The organism is Methylobacterium sp. R2-1 (assembly GCF_014191355.1).
Lineage (GTDB): Bacteria > Pseudomonadota > Alphaproteobacteria > Rhizobiales > Beijerinckiaceae > Methylobacterium.
In genome coordinates, this window is sequence record NZ_JACHWM010000001.1 from 41,514 (window position 1) to 58,271 (window position 16,758).

General features: G+C 68.7%; 19 protein-coding genes. 11 read left to right on the plus strand and 8 right to left on the minus strand.

Features of this window, described 5'->3' with window-relative positions; translation table 11 throughout:
• Positions 1-19: 19 nt before the first annotated feature.
• From FHU13_RS00205 to FHU13_RS00220, 4 genes are all read right to left on the minus strand, one after another.
• Positions 20-1,345 (minus strand): MFS transporter, encoded by a 1,326-nt coding sequence (locus FHU13_RS00205; RefSeq protein ID WP_183433855.1) that lies wholly within the window; start codon positions 1,343-1,345, stop codon positions 20-22.
• Positions 1,346-1,713: 368 nt separating this feature from the next.
• Positions 1,714-2,133 carry a BA14K family protein gene (locus FHU13_RS00210; RefSeq protein WP_183433856.1) on the minus strand — a complete coding sequence of 140 codons (420 nt, stop codon included), beginning with the start codon at positions 2,131-2,133 and terminating at the stop codon, positions 1,714-1,716.
• Between the two features lie 155 nt (positions 2,134-2,288).
• Complete coding sequence (locus FHU13_RS00215; protein ID WP_183433857.1) at positions 2,289-3,200, minus strand: PhnA-like protein; 912 nt, start codon at positions 3,198-3,200, stop codon at positions 2,289-2,291.
• 70 nt (positions 3,201-3,270) lie between these two features.
• Positions 3,271-3,603 (minus strand): CsbD family protein, encoded by a 333-nt coding sequence (locus tag FHU13_RS00220; RefSeq protein ID WP_183433858.1) that lies wholly within the window; start codon positions 3,601-3,603, stop codon positions 3,271-3,273.
• 300 nt (positions 3,604-3,903) lie between these two features.
• On the opposite strand from FHU13_RS00220, the gene FHU13_RS00225 reads away from it, so the two are divergent.
• The 10 genes from FHU13_RS00225 to bchI all read left to right on the plus strand — a co-directional run bounded on the left by FHU13_RS00225 (position 3,904) and on the right by bchI (position 12,466).
• Complete coding sequence (locus FHU13_RS00225) at positions 3,904-4,278, plus strand: helix-hairpin-helix domain-containing protein (protein ID WP_183433859.1); 375 nt, start codon at positions 3,904-3,906, stop codon at positions 4,276-4,278.
• Between the two features lie 96 nt (positions 4,279-4,374).
• Complete coding sequence (locus FHU13_RS00230; protein WP_183433860.1) at positions 4,375-5,004, plus strand: ribonuclease D; 630 nt, start codon at positions 4,375-4,377, stop codon at positions 5,002-5,004.
• A 269-nt stretch (positions 5,005-5,273) separates the two neighbouring features.
• Positions 5,274-6,032 carry a lipopolysaccharide-assembly, LptC-related protein gene (locus FHU13_RS00235; protein WP_183433861.1) on the plus strand — a complete coding sequence of 253 codons (759 nt, stop codon included), beginning with the start codon at positions 5,274-5,276 and terminating at the stop codon, positions 6,030-6,032.
• Positions 6,029-6,781, plus strand: coding sequence for an LptA/OstA family protein (locus tag FHU13_RS00240; protein WP_183433862.1), 753 nt, complete (start codon positions 6,029-6,031; stop codon positions 6,779-6,781). The genes FHU13_RS00235 and FHU13_RS00240 overlap by 4 nt, the downstream gene beginning before the upstream one ends.
• Before the next feature lie 17 nt (positions 6,782-6,798).
• Complete coding sequence (lptB, locus tag FHU13_RS00245) at positions 6,799-7,668, plus strand: LPS export ABC transporter ATP-binding protein (RefSeq protein ID WP_183434283.1); 870 nt, start codon at positions 6,799-6,801, stop codon at positions 7,666-7,668.
• A gap of 378 nt (positions 7,669-8,046) precedes the next feature.
• Positions 8,047-9,582, plus strand: coding sequence for an RNA polymerase factor sigma-54 (rpoN, locus tag FHU13_RS00250; RefSeq protein ID WP_183433863.1), 1,536 nt, complete (start codon positions 8,047-8,049; stop codon positions 9,580-9,582).
• A 112-nt stretch (positions 9,583-9,694) separates the two neighbouring features.
• Entirely contained in the window at positions 9,695-10,306 is a 612-nt protein-coding gene (hpf, locus tag FHU13_RS00255) for a ribosome hibernation-promoting factor, HPF/YfiA family (RefSeq protein ID WP_183433864.1), read from the plus strand.
• 195 nt (positions 10,307-10,501) lie between these two features.
• Positions 10,502-10,969, plus strand: coding sequence for a PTS IIA-like nitrogen regulatory protein PtsN (ptsN, locus tag FHU13_RS00260; protein ID WP_183433865.1), 468 nt, complete (start codon positions 10,502-10,504; stop codon positions 10,967-10,969).
• A 2-nt stretch (positions 10,970-10,971) separates the two neighbouring features.
• Positions 10,972-11,301, plus strand: coding sequence for a hypothetical protein (locus FHU13_RS00265; RefSeq protein ID WP_183433866.1), 330 nt, complete (start codon positions 10,972-10,974; stop codon positions 11,299-11,301).
• A gap of 181 nt (positions 11,302-11,482) precedes the next feature.
• Positions 11,483-12,466, plus strand: a complete 984-nt coding sequence (gene bchI / locus FHU13_RS00270; RefSeq protein WP_210287394.1) for a magnesium chelatase ATPase subunit I — start codon at positions 11,483-11,485, stop codon at positions 12,464-12,466.
• Between the two features lie 10 nt (positions 12,467-12,476).
• Here the strand turns inward: bchI and FHU13_RS00275 are convergent, their stop codons facing one another.
• The 4 genes from FHU13_RS00275 to FHU13_RS00290 form a co-directional block, all read right to left on the minus strand.
• Positions 12,477-13,115, minus strand: a complete 639-nt coding sequence (locus tag FHU13_RS00275) for a 2,3-bisphosphoglycerate-dependent phosphoglycerate mutase (RefSeq protein ID WP_183433868.1) — start codon at positions 13,113-13,115, stop codon at positions 12,477-12,479.
• Between the two features lie 143 nt (positions 13,116-13,258).
• Positions 13,259-14,062: a 4-hydroxy-tetrahydrodipicolinate reductase gene (dapB, locus tag FHU13_RS00280; protein WP_183433869.1), complete on the minus strand. Its 804-nt coding sequence runs from the start codon at positions 14,060-14,062 to the stop codon at positions 13,259-13,261.
• A gap of 140 nt (positions 14,063-14,202) precedes the next feature.
• Positions 14,203-14,892: a MarC family protein gene (locus tag FHU13_RS00285; RefSeq protein ID WP_183433870.1), complete on the minus strand. Its 690-nt coding sequence runs from the start codon at positions 14,890-14,892 to the stop codon at positions 14,203-14,205.
• Between the two features lie 39 nt (positions 14,893-14,931).
• Positions 14,932-15,666 carry a class I SAM-dependent methyltransferase gene (locus FHU13_RS00290; RefSeq protein ID WP_183434284.1) on the minus strand — a complete coding sequence of 245 codons (735 nt, stop codon included), beginning with the start codon at positions 15,664-15,666 and terminating at the stop codon, positions 14,932-14,934.
• A gap of 268 nt (positions 15,667-15,934) precedes the next feature.
• Here FHU13_RS00290 and gloB point away from each other — a divergent pair, with 268 nt between their 5' ends.
• Entirely contained in the window at positions 15,935-16,714 is a 780-nt protein-coding gene (gene gloB, locus FHU13_RS00295; RefSeq protein WP_183433871.1) for a hydroxyacylglutathione hydrolase, read from the plus strand.
• Positions 16,715-16,758: the final 44 nt, after the last annotated feature.

A 16,758-nucleotide genomic window follows, 5' to 3' on the forward strand; every position in this document is an offset into this window, starting at 1 on the left:
ACGGGTTTGCGGGCCGAGTCTACTCGGCCGGTGCCGCGAGCGGTGTCGCGGGCGTTCTCGGTGGCGCGTCGGTCGGGCGGGACTCGTAGCCGAGCGTTTCGGGCATGAACAGCAGGTAGAGCGCGAAGCCGGCCGCTGCGATCGCCGCGAGCACGAGGAAGGCCGCCGCGTAACCGGCGCCGACGATGACCACGCCGGCCAACGTCGCGCTGAGCGCCGCGCCGAGACCCTGAGCGGTTGCCGCCGCACCCTGGGCGACGTTGAATCGGCCGGTGCCGCGGGTGAGGTCGGCCACGACGATCGGAAACAGCGCGCCGTAGATGCCGGCGCCGACGCCGTCGAGGCACTGCACGGCCACGAGGTAGAAGGGATTGTCAGAGAGCGTGTAGAGCACGCCGCGCAGGGCCAGAACGCCAAAGGCGACCAGGAAGATCGGCTTGCGCCCGAAGCTGTCGGCCTTGGCACCGACCAGCACCGCCATCGGCACCATCACGCATTGCGCGGCGACGATGCAGACCGCGATCAGCGAGGTCGCGTTGTCCTTGCCGACGACCTTGGTGAGCAACTGGCCGACGGAGGGCAGCATCGCCGCATTGGCGAGGTGGAATGCGGCGCAGAGAAGCGCGAACAGCAGCAGGTGGCGGTTGCGCAGGAGCAGGCTCAGGCCCGAGGGCTGCTCGCAGTTCTGGTCCTCGGCACAGTCGAGGCCGCGGGCGAGGTCGTCGTCGATCTCCTCGGACGGCACCACCAGCATTGCGACGATGGAGCAGGCAGCGAGAAGTCCCATGAGCCAGAACACGACGACGGGGCCGAAGGAATAGGCGAGCCCGCCCGCGAGCATCGCCGAGATCGCGTTGCCGGCATGGTTGAACCCCTCGTTGCGGCCGATGCGCTTCGAGAACTGTTTCGGTCCGACGATGCCGAGCGTGATTCCGGTGAGCGCGGGCGCGAAAACGGAGCCCGCCATGCTGGCGAGCGCCTGCGTGCCGGCCACCAGGGTGAAGTTCGAGATCCAGGGCAGGACGAGGCAGCTCACGGTCACGACCACCGCAGCTGCGATGACGACGCTGCGCTTGGCATTGGTGCGGTCGATCAGGGCTCCCGCGGGCGTCTGGGCCAGCAGCCCGGCGATGCCCGCGATCGTCATCACCAGACCGATCGTGGCCTCGTTCCAGCCTTGGTCAGGCCCGCGCACGGCAAGTAGGTAGATGGCGAGGTAAGGGCCGAGCCCGTCGCGTACGTCGGCGAGGGTAAGATTGAGCAGATCGAGCCCGCGCAGGGCACGCCGGGACGGCTTGCGCGCGTCGGAGTCGGATTCGAGCGAGGCACGTGCATCGATGCGCATCGGCAGTTCCCACGGGCGAGCGCAACCTCACGGAGCCGGGAGGAGGCTTCGGGAAGAGGACGACTCGGAAACAGAATTTCCCCATGTCGAGCACCGCGAGCTGCCTCTTGAGGCTGCTGAGCGCTGGCTCGATCCACGCGCTAAGTCTTGCTCAGCGGTGTCGTTCCGAGCCGAGATCTTTTAATCCATGCCTTTAGTTCACGTCTTCGTGCGGCTCGAGGAGCCGCCCCGGTGCGCTCCCGACGCGACGGAGGCCGGGCCTCGCGGCCGGCCCGGCCTTAGGCTCATCGCCTTGTGACGGTCATCCGCGTCGGTCACCCGCGCGCTGAAGCCGTCAGCGCCCGGGTGAACCAACGACAGTGCCGCCCTCACGGGCAGGGATGGCGCGCGCCGTCATTGCCGAGATACGTGCCGCTCCGCGCATCGTAGGAACGGAAGCGGCGGGCACAGGCAGCCACGGCCTCCGGATCGGCGCCGCCCTGGACCACGACAGGGGCCGCCTGGGCCTGCGAATTGGCGATGGCACCACCGATGATCGCGCCGGCCGCGAGTCCCGCTACGCCTGCTCCCACCGCCGCCCCGACGCCCGGTCCGCGGCGATAGCCCCGGCCGTAGCCGTAGCGGCGGGGTCCGTAATGGCGATGACCGTAGCGGCGGTACTGAACGTAGCCGGTCGACAGGTCGCCCCGGACCAGGGCATCCACCGGGCTCTGCGGCGCAGGCGCGGCCGAGGCCGGCGCACTGATGAGGAGAGCGGCGACGGCGGCGAGGGCGAAGGACGATTTCATCAGTCTGGCAAATCCTTGATGGTCTTTGAGCATCGTGTCGAGGTGAGAGCACCGGCCGATTCAACCGGCTGGCGCTGTTGGTAGAACGTGTGAGCGGCGTTTCCAAATCCGGCGGCGTGATGTCGCCGGGGCGGAGCCGGTTGTCGGTCGAAGGCTCAGTCGCGGAGAGTCAGGGAAACCGGCTTCGGCGCGGCGAGGAGCCCGCCGAGGAAGGCGGCGATGGCACCGAGTATCAGCGCGATCGAGGCGTAGAGAGCGCCCTGGGTCGCGACCGACTTCGCGGTCTTGGCAGCCTCTTCAGCCTGCTTCTTGGCACTGGCGACCGCCTGCTCGTACTGCTTCTGATAATCCTGCACCTGCTGGCGCGCCTGATCGACCGGGATGTTCTGCGCCTTGGAGAGGGCCTCGGCAGCGCGCGTCTCCGCCTGCTGCTTGTCGGCGGCATCGCCGGAGAGCAGGGCACGCACGGCCGACACGGCGGCGTCGCGGGCGGCCTGCGGATCCTGGCCGGCAGCTTGATTCTTCACCCGCTGCTCGATCTGGTCGAGGGGGTTGGAGATCTTGCCGAGCGAAGGCGCGGCAGCCTGAGCCGCGGTCTGGACCGTTCCACCGACAAGATTGCCCGCTCCGCCCAGCGCCGAGCCGACCGTGCTGACGGCGGTGCCGACGATGCCGCTGGCAGCCGAGGTCAGCAGGTAGAGGACGACGAGGGTGGTGACGACCCAGGAAACGAAACCGTGCAGCCCGGCGGTCCCGCGCAGGGGCTTGCCGGCAAGGCGCCCGGCAATGAGACCGCCGATGAGGGAGGCGATGATCCCGGAAGCAACGAACCACGCGCCGGCCCCGAGCGAGAAGTTCGATGCGGTCGGGTTCTCGGCCGTGTCGAGGCCGACCGAGGCGAGGCCGGCGGCCACGCCCACGAGGTTGATGACGACCTGAGTCACCAGCGCCGTCGCGGCACCGGCGAAGACGGCCCCCCAGGAGACTTGGTTGAGGGCGACGGTCTCATGGGCAAGAGTCCGTGTCCCATCGACGGGAGAGGGTTGAAAGCCGGAAGGATACGTCACTCTGCTACTCCAAGTCTTGAGTCGTCAGTCTCCGGCCGTCAGTTTCCGACCGGTTGTTAAGGGCTGGGCGTCAGCTGCGCCCGCGCACGAGGAGGCCGAGGCCGAAGCCGATCAGACCGGCGACGAGCAGGGAAGTGTGCGGCCACTCAACCGAGCGCTCGTGACCCTCCTGCAGGGTGCGGCGACCGCGATCGTAGAGCTCCTCGGCGGTGTCGTAGGCCTCATCGGTGGCGTGCCGCGCAGCGTCCTTCGCTTGGCCGTACAGGGTCTCCGCCCGGCCCGCGGCTTGGCGCAGGCGGCCCTCGGCGGAATCATCGCGGGAGCCGGCCGCATCTCCGAAGGCGCCCTGCACCTTGCCTCCGACTTCCCGGGCGGCACCCGTGATCCTGTTGCCATCGACCATGGTCGCGATCCTCGTTCCAAATGTTCTGGTCCGGCCGTCTTCGGGCGGAGCGTCGTTCGATGCTGGCCGTCAGCTTGGCCGGGCAGCGGTGCACGAACGGATTGCGGACAATGTGGTTCCGGCGCCGCTGCACCGATCCATGGTCACGATCGCGCCATGCCTGCACACACGTTCAACGGGCGCCGCCGCGCGAAGTGCCCGCATCGGCACGAGATTGCGTTCAAGGACGGTTCAACCAGGCCGCCCTACTAATCGAGGACCGGCGCGGCGCCCTGCCGCCCGAGCTGTCGGGAGATCGACATGCGTTCCTCACTTCTGCGCACCTTCACGATCCTGATCGGACTCGCCGCCGCTCCCGCGCTGGCGCAGGCGCCGAACCCGGTCATGCCGCCCGCCACTGGAAAGCCGCCCGCCACTGCACCCTCCACGCCGCCGCCGCCGCCGGCGGCAGCGGCCAAGCCTGATGCGAAGTCGGATGCGAAGGCCGAACTCATCGACATCAACTCGGCCAGTGCCGAGGAGCTGAGCCGGCTCAAGGGGATCGGCGAGGCGCGCTCCGCGGCGATCGTCAAGGGCCGCCCCTACCGCGGCAAGGACGAGCTGGTCCGCAAGAAGATCCTGCCGGAATCGGTCTATGCCGGCATCAAGGATCAGATCATCGCCAAACAGAAATAGAGTTTCACGTCCCCGCCCTCAGGGTGGGCCTATCGGGACGGCGCGCGCGATGCTACGCGCCGCCGGACCCGACCTTCGAAGACGCTCGAACAACCCATGTCCGCCGCCAACTTTCGGATCCGCCTCCATCAGGGCGACCTGCCGCTCGACTTCGCACCCGCTGCGGCCATTGCCATCGATACCGAGACGCTGGGCCTCAACCCGCACCGTGACCGGCTCTGCGTCGTGCAGGTCTCCCGCGGCGACGGTAGCGCCGATGTGGTTCAGATCCGGCCCGGCGATCCGGCGCCGGAGCGGTTGGCGGCGGTCCTCGCCGACCCGCAGGTCGTCAAGATCTTCCACTTCGCCCGGTTCGATCTCGCGGTGCTGTTCAAGGCGTTCGGCGTGATGCCGGCACCGGTCTACTGCACCAAGGTCGCTTCCAAGCTCGCCCGCACCTACACGGACCGTCACGGCCTCAAGGACGTGGTGCGCGAGCTCGTGGGTGTCGATCTCTCCAAGCAGCAGCAATCGTCCGATTGGGGCGCGGCGGCGTTGAGCCAGGCGCAGATCGATTATGCGGCCTCCGACGTCCTCTACCTGCACGCTGCCCGCGAGCGCCTGGACACCATGCTCGCCCGCGAAGGCCGCACCGAGATGGCACGGGCCTGTTTCGACTTCCTGCCGACCCGGGCCAAGCTGGATCTGGCCGGATGGCCGGAAGTCGACATCTTCGCTCACACCTGAGTCGCGCGCGCTCCTCGAAGGTCAGCGTCGCTTCCGCGAAGAGGAACGCGGCCGAATACGTGGCCTGAGGCCGAGGCCGGCAGCGATGCCGGCCGGCAACGCCTCCGCGGAAGAGTGCCGAGACGCGGCACTTCGCGCTGCTTTCGGTGCGGGGGCGCACGCGGGTGGCGTTGATCATTGCTCGAAGACGAGGCCATAACTTCGCCACCGCACCGGGGCATCCGGCCGGCAGGGCGCGATCGCGGGCGCGCCGACCCTTCAGGAACGCGATGCAGGCGGCCGACACCATCCAGACGGAGACGGATCTCCTCGCGCTTGCCGCGAATGAGAACGCGCGTCGCAAGCGGGCGCATGGGCGGGCGCGCCGGCACAGCGCGCAGGTGCGCACGTTGCGCCGGGTCATTCCCGTTGCCGCCGGGCTTGCCGTCTTGGGTCTTGCCGGGATCGTGCTGTGGAGCCCGCTCTCCGGCAGCATCCCCAACGTCTCCATCGGTCCGATCAGCGTCTCGGGCACGAAGGTCACGATGGAGAACCCGCGTCTGTCCGGCTTCCGCAAGGGCGAGCGGGGCTACGAGGTGGTTGCCGACGCTGCGCAGCAGGACGTGCGCAAGCCCAGCATCATCGAGCTGCAGGCCATGAAGGGCCACGTCGCTACCGACGAAAAGGGTGGCCGTGCCTATCTGCAGGCCCAGGGCGGCGTGTTCGACTCCACCCGCGAGTCGCTCAACCTCGAGAACGACATCCGCCTCTGGACCGACAAGGGCGAGGAGGTTCGCCTCTCGGTCGCCACCGTCGATTTCAAGACCGGGAGCCTGCGCTCCTCTAAGGCCGTCACCGTGACGGTGCCCTCGGGCTCCATCGTTGCCGACAGCCTCGACGTGGTCGAGAACGGCCGGGTCGTCTCCTTCGTCGGTCGCGTTCATGCCGTGTTCCACGGCGAGGACGCCGAGAAGGAGAGCGGTACCAAGGTCGCCGCGCGGGCGGACGTCGAGCGCATCCACACCTCCGCGGCGGAACCCACGCGATGAAACCGCGTCTCGGCCCGGTGCTTGTCACCGGCCTCGCTCTCCTCCTGGCGCAGTCCGCCGCCGCAGCTCCGGCCAAGGATGGTGCCAAGGACGCGGTGAAGGAGAAGTCTGCGCCGCTCGGCACCGTCGGCGGCGGCAAGGGGCCGATCAAGATCGACGCCGACCGGCTCGACGTGTTCGACAAGGAGAACAAGGCGATCTTCGCCGGCAACGTCGTGGCGGTGCAGGGCGAGAGCACGATCCGCTGCTCGGCCATGACCGTCCATTACAAGCGCGACAAGGACAAAGACCCGGGCAAGGATGCGGCCAAGGATGCGGCGAAGGCCGATCCGAAGACGGAGGCCCAGGCCGCCGAGGACGCGAAGGCCAAGGCGGCGATGGGTGGCAGCGGCATCCGCAAGGTCGAGTGCGCCGGCCCCGTCACCGTCGCACAGAAGGATCAGATCGCCACCGGCGACAACGCGGTGTTCGATCAGGAAGCCAAACGCATCGTGCTGAGCGGCAACGTTGTGCTCAGCCAGTGCCAGAACGTCACCCGCGGCTCGCGGCTCGTCTACGACATGGCGACGGGCCGGGCGAATATGGATCCGGTGGCGGGCGGGCGCGTCTCGGCGATGTTCGTGCCCGGCGAGGGTGGCGAGGCCAAGGGCGGCCAGCCGAAGGGCTGCGCGCAGCCCTCCGTGGCCGCCAAGCCCGGCGGCAAGGCGGCCGAGAAGCCGGCCGCGAAGACGCGGGCGCAGGCGAACTGACCGTGACGGGAGCCGGGATGCCCGCGGGCGTGCCGCTTCGGGCGGTCGCCGAGCCGAGGCCGGCGAGCCGCGGCCGCAGCGGCTCATGGTTCGGCCGTGTCTTCGGGCGCGGCGGATCGGCGCCGCAGACGGCGCCCGATGCCGCCCTTGCCGAGGGCAGCGGTCCGGGCGTGCTGCATGTGCGGGGCCTTCGCAAGAGCTACGGCACGCGCACCGTCGTCCACGAAGCGGGCCTCACCGTCCATAACGGCGAGGCGGTGGGGCTGCTCGGGCCGAACGGCGCCGGCAAGACCACGATCTTCTACATGATCACCGGCCTCGTGCCGGCCGACCGCGGCTTCATCAGCCTCGACGGCATGGAGATCACGCACCTGCCCATGTACCAGCGGGCCCGGCTCGGCATCGGCTACCTGCCGCAGGAAGCCTCGATCTTCCGCGGACTGTCGGTCGAAGACAATATCCGCGCGGTGCTGGAGGTGGCCGAGCCCAATCGCAAGGCTCGCGAGCGCAAGCTCGACTCGCTGCTCGAAGAGTTCGACATCGCTCGCCTGCGCAAGTCGCCCTCGATTGCGCTCTCGGGTGGTGAGCGCCGCCGCTGCGAGATCGCCCGAGCGCTCGCCTCCTCGCCGACCTTCATGCTGCTCGACGAGCCGTTTGCCGGCATCGACCCCATCGCCGTCGGTGACATCCAGGATCTGGTGAAGCATCTGAAGCAGCGCGGCATCGGCGTGCTCATTACCGACCACAATGTCCGCGAGACGCTAGGCCTGATCGACCGCGCCTACATTGCCCATTCGGGCCGCATCCTGACCGAGGGCACCCCCGAGCAGATCGTGGCGAACGAGGATGCGCGTCGGCTCTATCTCGGCGAGGATTTCCGGCTTTAAGCCGTCCTTCCCGAACGGCCGCGGGTGCCCGGTGTCGTTGAATGGTCGCTCCGGAGAAGATCCAGCGGCGGTAACCACCCCTGAACCACGCGCGTCGACGCCCAGGTCGCGCGCAAGGTTTTCTTGATCCTTGAAATGCAATCCATCCGATGAGCCTCACGCAGCGCGTGTGGGAGCTTCGTCCTGTTTGATCGGCGAAGGTCTGTGGCAATGCTGCCGGGGTGGAGGGATTTCGGGGAGTGGGCGCCAAACAGACTTTGACGGGCGGTTCAGATGTGGCTAGACCTAAACTAAGGAGAAGCAAAGAACGTGCCGAAAGCGGCGCGGCTCGCGCTCGGTCTGCGATTTATCAACGATTTCTGGGGGTTGGACGTCGAGATGAGTCTGTTGCAACGGCTCGAAATGCGCCAGGGCCAAGCCCTGGTGATGACGCCGCAACTGCTGCAGGCGATCAAGCTGCTGCAGCTCTCGCAGATCGATCTCACAGCCTATGTCGATGCCGAGCTGGAGCGCAATCCGCTCTTGGAGCGCGTCGAGGGTGACGGAACGCCGGAGCGCGAGGCGCCGGAGGCGTCAGGTGACGGCGAACACGAAGGCAGCGACGGTGCGGAGCCCGACGCGTGGCTCGCTTCCGATATGACGGCGAGCCGCAGCGAGATCGAGAGCGACCTCGACACGCGCCTCGACAACGTGTTCGCCGACGAGAATCCGGCGCCGCGCGAGACGGGGGCCGGCGACATGCTCTCCCTGACTCCCGCGCCCTACGGCAATGCCGGCGGCAGCTTCGACGGTGAGCTTCCCGACTTCGAGTCGACGCTCACCGCCGAGACGTCCTTGCGCGAGCACCTCGCCGCGCAGCTCGACCTCGCGACGCACAACCCGTCCGACCGGCTGATCGGCAGCTTTCTCATCGATGCGGTGGACGATGCCGGTTATCTGCGCGAGGACATCGACGGTGTCGCTGAGCGGCTCGGCGCCTCGCTCGATGATGTCGCTCGCGTCCTGAAGCTCGTCCAGACCTTCGACCCGCCGGGCATCGCCGCCCGAGATCTCGCCGAATGTCTCGCGATCCAGCTGCGCGAGCAGGACCGGTTCGATCCGGCCATGCAGGCGCTGGTCTCGCGCCTCGACCTCGTGGCCAAGCGCGACTTCCCGGCCCTGCGCCGTTTGTGCGGCGTGGACGACGAGGATCTCGTCGAGATGCTGTCCGAGATCCGCCGGCTCGACCCGAAGCCCGGGCGCGCCTTCGGATCGCACGCCGTCGAGGTGCTGATCCCCGACGTGTTCGTCCGCCCCGCTCCGGACGGCTCCTGGCTGGTGGAGTTGAATTCCGAGGCGCTGCCGCGGGTCCTGGTCAACCAGAGCTACTATGCCCGCGTCTCCAAGGGAGCCGTGGCAGAGGGCGACAAGGCGTTCCTGTCCGAGTGTCTGCAGACCGCCAACTGGCTCACCCGCAGCCTCGAGCAGCGGGCGCGCACGATCCTCAAGGTCGCCACCGAGATCGTGCGCCAGCAGGACGCCTTCTTCCTCCACGGCGTCGCCCACCTGCGCCCGCTGAACCTCAAGACGGTTGCAGAAGCGATCGGCATGCACGAATCCACCGTCTCGCGGGTCACCTCCAACAAGTCGATCGGCACGAGCCGCGGCACCCTGGAGATGAAGTACTTCTTCACTGCCGCGATCCCCGGCGCGGCGGGCGCGGCGGCCCACTCGTCCGAGGCCGTGCGCCACCGCATCAAGCAGCTCGTGGACGCGGAAGCCTCCGATGTCCTGTCCGACGACGCGCTGGTGCAGCGCCTGCGCGACGAGGGCGTCGATATCGCCCGCCGCACCGTCGCCAAGTATCGCGAGTCGCTGCGCATTCCTTCGTCGATCGACCGCCGCCGCGCCAAGATGGCGACGGCTGCCCGCTGACGCCGGGAGCGGCGACGGCACGCGAAAGCCTTGTGCCGGCTCGACTTCGCGTTGACTTGATCCGTCCCCCTTTCTAACTCTCGAAGCCCTCGGGAGAAAAGCGGAGACGTCGATGGCAGGTTTGCGGGTGACGGGGCATGGCCTCGATCTCGGTACGGCCCTGCGAGGCCGAGTCGAAGACCGCATGGCGGCGACGCTTTCGAAGTACCTCGATCCGCATATGAGCGGGACCTGCACGGGGCACGTGACGCTGCGGCGAGACGGGGCCGCCTTCCGCACCGATTGCGTGCTGCATCTCGTCACCGGATTGACGCTGGAAGCCTCGGGCGCCGCTCATGACGTGCATGCGAGCTTCGAGCAGACTGCCGACAAGCTCGAGAAGCGCCTGCGCCGCTACAAGCACAAGCTGAAGGCTCACGGCGCGCCGAGCCATAACGGTGCGGATGTCGAGGCCGCCTACGCCGTCTTCGCCGCGCCCGACGAGGAGGTCGATGATGAGCCTGCCGAGGCCGCCGACGCGGAGGAGGGCGATCATCCACCGGTGGTGGCCGAGAGCACCCGCACCTTGAAGCGCCAATCCGTGAGCGAGGCGGTCACTGCCCTCGACATGACCGGCGCCCCGGTCGTCGTCTTCGTTCACGCTGGCACCGGGCGCATCAACGTCGTATATCGGCGCAGTGATGGTGCGATCGGGTGGGTCGATCCGCCCGCCGACCGGGGGTAAGGCACGGCTCCGTTTCGGGGTACCTCGGGCGTGAACCTGAATCTCTCTCACGAAGCTCCGGCTGCGGCCGGAGCGCAAACTTCCGGATGCCGGAAGGCCGTGAGAGACGCTCTGCCGGGGCCGGCCGGCTCTGGAAGCCGTGCATGGGAACGCGGGACCTGACGGTGGATCCCGCCGACGAGGCGTTTAGTTTTCATGCCGATGCTCGAATTCCTGAACCCGGACTCCGTCGTCTCTGCCTTGCGCGTGCGGGATAAGAAGCATGTGCTCCAAGAGTTGGCCGTCCACGCCGCCCGCCGCGTGCCGGGCCTATCCGACCGGGACATCTTCGAGACGCTGCTTCAGCGCGAGCGCCTCGGCTCCACCGGCATCGGCGACGGCGTGGCCATTCCTCACGGCAAGCTCGCGCAGCTCGATCGGCTGTTCGGCCTCGTCGCCCGACTTGAAAAGCCTGTGGATTTCGATGCCCTCGACGGCCAGCCCGTCGATGTCGCCTTCCTGCTGCTCGCTCCAGAGACGGCGGGCGCCGACCACCTGAAGGCGTTGGCCCAGGTCGCCCGGCTCCTGCGCGAGCCCGGCATGCTGGAGCGCATCCGTAGCGCCCGCGACGCCACCGCTCTCTACGCGCTGCTGGCCAACGGTCCGACGACGCAGGCCGCCTGACCATGGTCGCGTTCCGTCCGCGCAATGCCATCATCCTGGCACTGCTCCTCGCTCCCGGCAGCCTGCGCGCCCAGGGCGAGGCGGCCTGTGCCCGTGACGTGCTGGTGGCCGGGTCGATGCAGCGGCAGGCGATCGAGCAACTCGAAGGCGGCGGCGAGGACGAGGCGAGCCTCTGCCGCGTCTGGCGCCGCCACGTCGAAACCATGCGCCGGATCGCGGGCGTCTATGGCCGCTGCCTGTCCGGGCCCGAACGGACTGATCGCCTGTCCCAGGTTCAGACCTCGGAGAAGGAGTTTGCGGGCCTCGTGCGCAGCCGCTGCCGCGGGATGTGAGGCCCGGCGCCCTCTCTCCGCGGATGACGGCCATGATCAGAGGTCGAGCGCGGCTGTTCGTGCCGCGCAATTCGTGCATGATCGGTGCAGCCGCCCGTGAGCCTCGTCCGGGCCCCTCCGGTCCGGAAGCTGATCGACCGTGCTCCCCTTTCCCTTCACCGCCATCGTCGCCCAGGAGGAGATGAAGCGGGCGCTGCTGATCGCGGCGGTCGATCCCTCCGTCGGTGGCGTTCTGATCTTCGGCGATCGCGGCACCGGCAAGTCGACCGCGGTGCGGGCGCTCGCGGCGCTGCTGCCGAAAATCCGGGCGGTGGCGGGCTGCCCCTATTCCTGCTCGCCCGACAGCCCGGCCGAGGCCTGCCCACACTGCTCTCAGCAGAGAGGGCAGGGGAGAGGCAAGAGCCATCAGATCCCGGTGCCGGTGGTCGATCTGCCGCTCGGCGCCACCGAGGACCGGGTGGTCGGCGCCCTCGATCTGGAACGGGCACTGACGCGGGGCGAGAAGGCGTTCGAGCCGGGCCTGCTGGCGCGGGCCAACCGCGGCTTCCTCTACATCGACGAGGCGAACCTGCTGGAGGACCATCTCGTGGACCTCCTGCTCGATGTGGCGGCCTCTGGGGTCAACACGGTGGAGCGCGAGGGCCTGTCGCTGCGCCACCCGGCCCGCTTCGTCCTCGTCGGCAGCGGCAATCCGGAGGAGGGGGAGCTGCGCCCGCAGCTTCTCGACCGTTTCGGTCTTGCCTGTGAGGTGACGACGCCGACCGACATCGCTACCCGAATCGAGGTCGTGCGGCGGCGCGACGCCTACGAGCGCGACAGCCAGGGGTTCTGCGCCGCGCAAACGAAGGCGGAGAAGGTGCTGCAGAAGACGATCCTGTCGGCCCGCGAGCGCCTCGTCGGCATGAGCGTGCCAGACGCGGTGCTGGAAAGTGCGGCCCGGCTCTGCCTCGCGCTCGGTACCGACGGCCTGCGCGGCGAACTCACCCTGATGCGCACCGCCCGCGCACTCGCGGCCCTCGAAGGTGCGGACGTCGTCTCGATCGGGCATCTGCGGCAGGTCGCCCCGAGCGCGCTCCGCCATCGCCTGCGCCGCAATCCCCTCGACGAATCGGGCTCCACGGCGCGCGTGGCGCGGGCCGTGGAGGAGGTGTTGGGCGCGGGCTAAGCCTTACGCCTCAGTCGTCCTGGTCGATGTCCTTGTCGAGGATCAGCTTCGACTCGACCGTGGTGTCGGCCTTGAGGTGGTAGACCAGCGGGATGCCGGTCGCGATCTCCAGGCTGGCGATGGTCTTCGTAGTCATGCCATCGAGCACCATGACCAGCGCCCGCAGCGAGTTGCCGTGGGCCGCGACCAGAACCCGCTCGCCCGACATGACGCGTGGCAGGATCGTCTGAATGTAGTAGGGCAGCACCCGCGCGGCGGTGTCCTTGAGGCTCTCGCCGCCGGGCGGCGGTACGTCGTAGGAGCGGCGCCACTCGTGGACCTGCGCATCGCCCCAGCGCTCGCGGGCGTCGTCCTTGTTGAGGCCGGAGAGATCGCCGTAATCGCGCTCGTTCAGCGCCTCGTTGCGGATCGTCTCTAGGCCGCTCTGGCCCATCTCCTCAAGGATCAGGGCGCAGGTGTTCTGGGCGCGCCGCAGGTTCGAGGTAAAGGCCACGTCGAACCGCGTGCCTTGGGCTTTGAGCCAGCGCCCCGCCCGCCGCGCCTCATCGATTCCGAGTTCCGTCAGCTCCGGGTCGCGCCAGCCGGTGAACAACTTCTTCAGGTTCCATTCGCTCTGGCCGTGCCGAGCGAGGACGAGCAGGCGCTCCATGGGAAGGGTCTCTCCGGAGAAGGGCAAGGTGAGGCCGCCGTGGCACGGCGCCTCGCCATCATGGGGCGGGCCTCTACCAGAGGCGGCGGCGCCTCCCAAGCCCAAGCCTGACGTTCCGCCGAATTCGTTATTCGAGAAACAGTCTAATCTCTCAGGCCCAGCACGTCCTCCATGCCGTAGAGCCCCGGCGGCTTGTCGAAGGCCCACTGCGCCGCCCGCACGGCGCCGCGGGCGAAGATCGCGCGATCCTCGGCGTGGTGCGAGAGCGTGATCCGCTCGGAGGGGCCCGCGAAGATCACGCTGTGGTCACCGACCACCGAGCCGCCGCGCAGGGTCGCGAAGCCGATATCGCCGGGTCGCCGCGCGCCGGTATGGCCGTCGCGGGTCGAGACGCGGGTCTCGGACAGCGCCACCCGACGCCCTTCCGCGGCCGCTTCGCCGAGCAGCAGTGCCGTACCGGAAGGGGCATCGACCTTCATGCGGTGGTGCATCTCCAACACCTCGATGTCGAAGTCCTCGCCCAACGTTGCGGCGACCTTGCGCACGAGGCCTGCAAGAAGGTTCACGCCGAGCGACATGTTGCCCGAGCGCACGATGCGGGCGTGGTAGCTCGCCGCCTCGAGCCGCTTCAGGTCGGCCTCGGAGAGTCCCGTGGTGCCGACGACATGGACGATGCGGGCCTGTGCCGCGAGCTCGGCGAAGGCGACCGTCGCCGCCGGGGCGGTGAAGTCCAAGACCCCGTCGGCGGCCACGAACAGGGACAGCGGATCGTCGCTCACGCTCACGCCGAGATCACCGATGCCAGCCAGACGTCCGGCGTCCTGCCCTATGGCGGGTGAACCCGCGCGCTCGACCGCACCGTGCAGCGTGCAGCCCCTGGCCTCCGCGACCGCCCGGATCAGCATCCGCCCCATGCGCCCCTCGGCGCCGACAACGACGAGCTTCATGATGATCGACTTCCCGCTGAGATGGGTCGTGGGCTATTGCCGGACGGCATTTAACTGAAATCGCGGCCGACGAGGCGCCAGCCTTCTGTTTTTGCGCTGCCTTTTTCCGAAAGCCGGCGGCCAACTTTCGGGAAGATGCTTCAAGCCCGCTGCGACGCGATCAGTGGTCCGAGCACATCCGATACGCCGTTGACGGTGATCTGAGTGCCGACACACAGCAGCAGAAAGGCCGAGAGGCGTCCGAGCACCCGCGCCCGCACCGGCCCGATCAGGGTCACGAGCCGGTCCGCCGATCCGTAAGCGAGGCGGATCATGCCGGCAATGGCCATGGCGGCCAGAGACGCGCCGATGAAGAAACCGGCGAGATTGGCTGGCTCGGAGGGGCGGTTGGCGCCCAGCGCAATGGCGACCGCGATGGTGCCCGGCCCTGTGGTGAACGGCAGGGTGAGCGGGAAGAAGGCGACTTCGGCGAGATTCTCGCCGGCCTCCGGCTCCGCCTCGGCATGTTTGCGCGCCTCCCGCGTCTCGGGCGCGTTGAGCAGGGTCCAGGCGAAGGCCGCCACGAACAGGCCTCCGGCGATGCGTAGGGCCGCGAGCGAGACACCGAAGAAGTTGAGGATCGGGGCGCCCGCCCAGAGGGCAGCGAGCATCACAAGGGCGGCGTAGAAGCCGATCCGTCGCGACAGCTCCGCCCGCTCCGCTTGCGAGCGGTCGGCGGTGATCTGCGCGAACATCAGCGCCGAGCCGACCGGGTTCACGATGGAGAACAGGCCGGACAGCGCGAGCAGGAAGCTCGCCAGCACGGTCTCGAATCCGATGGATGCCAGCATGCGGGCTCGGCTCGGCAGTCTGCGGGAAAGGAGCGGGCTTTAGCCCGGCTGTCCGGCCGGCACCAGCACCCGTGCGGGCACGCGGCTCTCCAGGCGACGGACCTGTCGCACCGCGACCGGTCGGTAGAGCTGCTTGGTCGCATCGACCACGTGAAGACCGGCGAACGGCATGGCGAGGCCGGTGCCGAACCGCTCCCAGGCGGCGGCGGTGCGCAGCCAGAAGCGACTGCGGATCGGCGGCATGTAGAGCGTCTCGGCCCATCCCTCAGGCGAGAACAGCGTCTCGCGCATCAGCCGCGAGAGCTGCGAGCGGCTGTACGGCTGGCCGTGACCGAAGGGGGTCGCGTCGCGCCGCGCCCAGACGCCGGTGCGGTTGGGCACGACGAGGATCAGACGCCCGCCCGGCGTCAGCACCCGCCAGACCTCGGCGAGCAGTTCGCTCGGGCTCTCCACGGCTTCGAGGCCGTGGACGAGCATGACGCGATCGACGGCCGCCTCGGGCAGCGGCAGCATGGTGAGATCCGCGAGCGCCGTCACCGAGCGCCCGCTGGAAGGCCAGTTCACCACGCCCTGCGTTGCCGGCATGAAGGCCAGCGTGCGCTCGGCGATGACGTGGACCGGGCCGAGATAGGGCGTGACGTAGCCGAGCCCGAGCACGCGCAGCCCCGAGACCGAGCCGAGGAAGCCGTGAATGGTCCGGCCGACGACACGGTGCGTGACGACGCCGAGCGGAGAGGCGTAGAAGGCGCGCAGGTCCGTGACGTCGAGGCGCATCGGATGGGGTGCCGGCACGGCCGGTTGTCCTCCACGAGACGGATGCCGCAAGGCTGGTGCCGCATCAATGGGGATCGCGGGCGCGTCCGGCAAGCGGGTTCGGCATGTCCCCCGGCGAGACGCGCGCAAGCGTGGCGGTGCCGTTGACTTCGGAACCGTCACGGTCGTGCAAAGGTTCCGAACCGGGTGCGTCCCGCGCTTGGCTTGTGCTACCGGTCCGAGCCAAAAAGTCAGCCGGAAAAAGTTAGTCCTGGCGAAAGGGTCTTCGATGACGAGAGCGGCCCCCGAAATCCGCACCTTCCTGTGCCGGAGCGACAATATCGGCGTGCTGATCCGCGATCCCGCCAGCGGCGCCTGTGCCGCCATCGACGTGCCGGAGGCCGGGCCGGTTCTCGCGGTCCTCGACGCGGAGGGATGGCAACTCACCGACATTCTCGTCACCCACCGGCACGGCGACCACATCGAGGGAATTCCGGAGGTGGTGGAGCGCACGGGCGCGCGGGTGACCGCGCCGGAGAAGGCGCGCGCGGCGGTGCCGGATGCCGCCCGCTACGTCAGGGAAGGCGACACGGTGACGGTCGGCGGTCTCTCGGCCGCGGTCTGGGAGACGCCGGGGCATTGCGCCGACCACGTCACCTATCATTTCACTGACGCCGGCGTGGTGTTCGCGGGCGACACCCTGTTCACCCTCGGCTGCGGCCGGGTGATGGAGGCCGAGCCGGCCACCCTCTGGCACTCGCTGGCCCGCTTCCTTGAACTGCCCGACGCGACGGCGGTCTATAGCGGCCACGATTACGTGCTCTCCAACGGCCGCTTTGCGCTCGCCGCCGATCCGGGCAACGCCGACCTGAAGGAGCGCGTGGCCGAGGCCGAGCGGCTCGCCGAGACGGGCGGCTTCCTGATCCCCTCGACCATCGGTGAGGAGAAGGCGACCAACCCGTTCCTGCGCGTGGGCGAGCCGGTTCTCGCCCGCTCGGCGGGGCTTGAGCCGGGCTCCGATCCTGCGGTGGTATTCACCGCTTTGCGCATGTGGAAGAACCGCTTCTGAGGCTTTAAGGACGGGCGGGGAGCGGTTTCGCATCGGTTCGATAG

Excerpts from the sequence above, each read along its gene's own strand:
- FHU13_RS00220 (WP_183433858.1), bottom strand. The coding sequence starts at position 3,603 with ATGGTCGATGGCAACAGGATCACGGGTGCCGCCCGGGAAGTCGGAGGC.
- FHU13_RS00290 (WP_183434284.1), bottom strand. The coding sequence starts at position 15,666 with ATGCGCCTCGACGTCACGGACCTGCGCGCCTTCTACGCCTCTCCGCTC.
- FHU13_RS00265 (WP_183433866.1), top strand. The coding sequence starts at position 10,972 with ATGGTCGCGTTCCGTCCGCGCAATGCCATCATCCTGGCACTGCTCCTC.
- gloB (WP_183433871.1), top strand. The coding sequence starts at position 15,935 with ATGACGAGAGCGGCCCCCGAAATCCGCACCTTCCTGTGCCGGAGCGAC.
- bchI (WP_210287394.1), top strand. The coding sequence starts at position 11,483 with ATGAAGCGGGCGCTGCTGATCGCGGCGGTCGATCCCTCCGTCGGTGGC.
- rpoN (WP_183433863.1), top strand. The coding sequence starts at position 8,047 with ATGAGTCTGTTGCAACGGCTCGAAATGCGCCAGGGCCAAGCCCTGGTG.
- ptsN (WP_183433865.1), top strand. The coding sequence starts at position 10,502 with ATGCCGATGCTCGAATTCCTGAACCCGGACTCCGTCGTCTCTGCCTTG.
- FHU13_RS00275 (WP_183433868.1), bottom strand. The coding sequence starts at position 13,115 with ATGGAGCGCCTGCTCGTCCTCGCTCGGCACGGCCAGAGCGAATGGAAC.
- FHU13_RS00210 (WP_183433856.1), bottom strand. The coding sequence starts at position 2,133 with ATGAAATCGTCCTTCGCCCTCGCCGCCGTCGCCGCTCTCCTCATCAGT.
- FHU13_RS00235 (WP_183433861.1), top strand. The coding sequence starts at position 5,274 with ATGCAGGCGGCCGACACCATCCAGACGGAGACGGATCTCCTCGCGCTT.
- FHU13_RS00205 (WP_183433855.1), bottom strand. The coding sequence starts at position 1,345 with ATGCGCATCGATGCACGTGCCTCGCTCGAATCCGACTCCGACGCGCGC.
- FHU13_RS00285 (WP_183433870.1), bottom strand. The coding sequence starts at position 14,892 with ATGCTGGCATCCATCGGATTCGAGACCGTGCTGGCGAGCTTCCTGCTC.
- dapB (WP_183433869.1), bottom strand. The coding sequence starts at position 14,062 with ATGAAGCTCGTCGTTGTCGGCGCCGAGGGGCGCATGGGGCGGATGCTG.
- FHU13_RS00240 (WP_183433862.1), top strand. The coding sequence starts at position 6,029 with ATGAAACCGCGTCTCGGCCCGGTGCTTGTCACCGGCCTCGCTCTCCTC.
- lptB (WP_183434283.1), top strand. The coding sequence starts at position 6,799 with ATGCCCGCGGGCGTGCCGCTTCGGGCGGTCGCCGAGCCGAGGCCGGCG.
- FHU13_RS00230 (WP_183433860.1), top strand. The coding sequence starts at position 4,375 with ATGTCCGCCGCCAACTTTCGGATCCGCCTCCATCAGGGCGACCTGCCG.
- hpf (WP_183433864.1), top strand. The coding sequence starts at position 9,695 with ATGGCAGGTTTGCGGGTGACGGGGCATGGCCTCGATCTCGGTACGGCC.
- FHU13_RS00225 (WP_183433859.1), top strand. The coding sequence starts at position 3,904 with ATGCGTTCCTCACTTCTGCGCACCTTCACGATCCTGATCGGACTCGCC.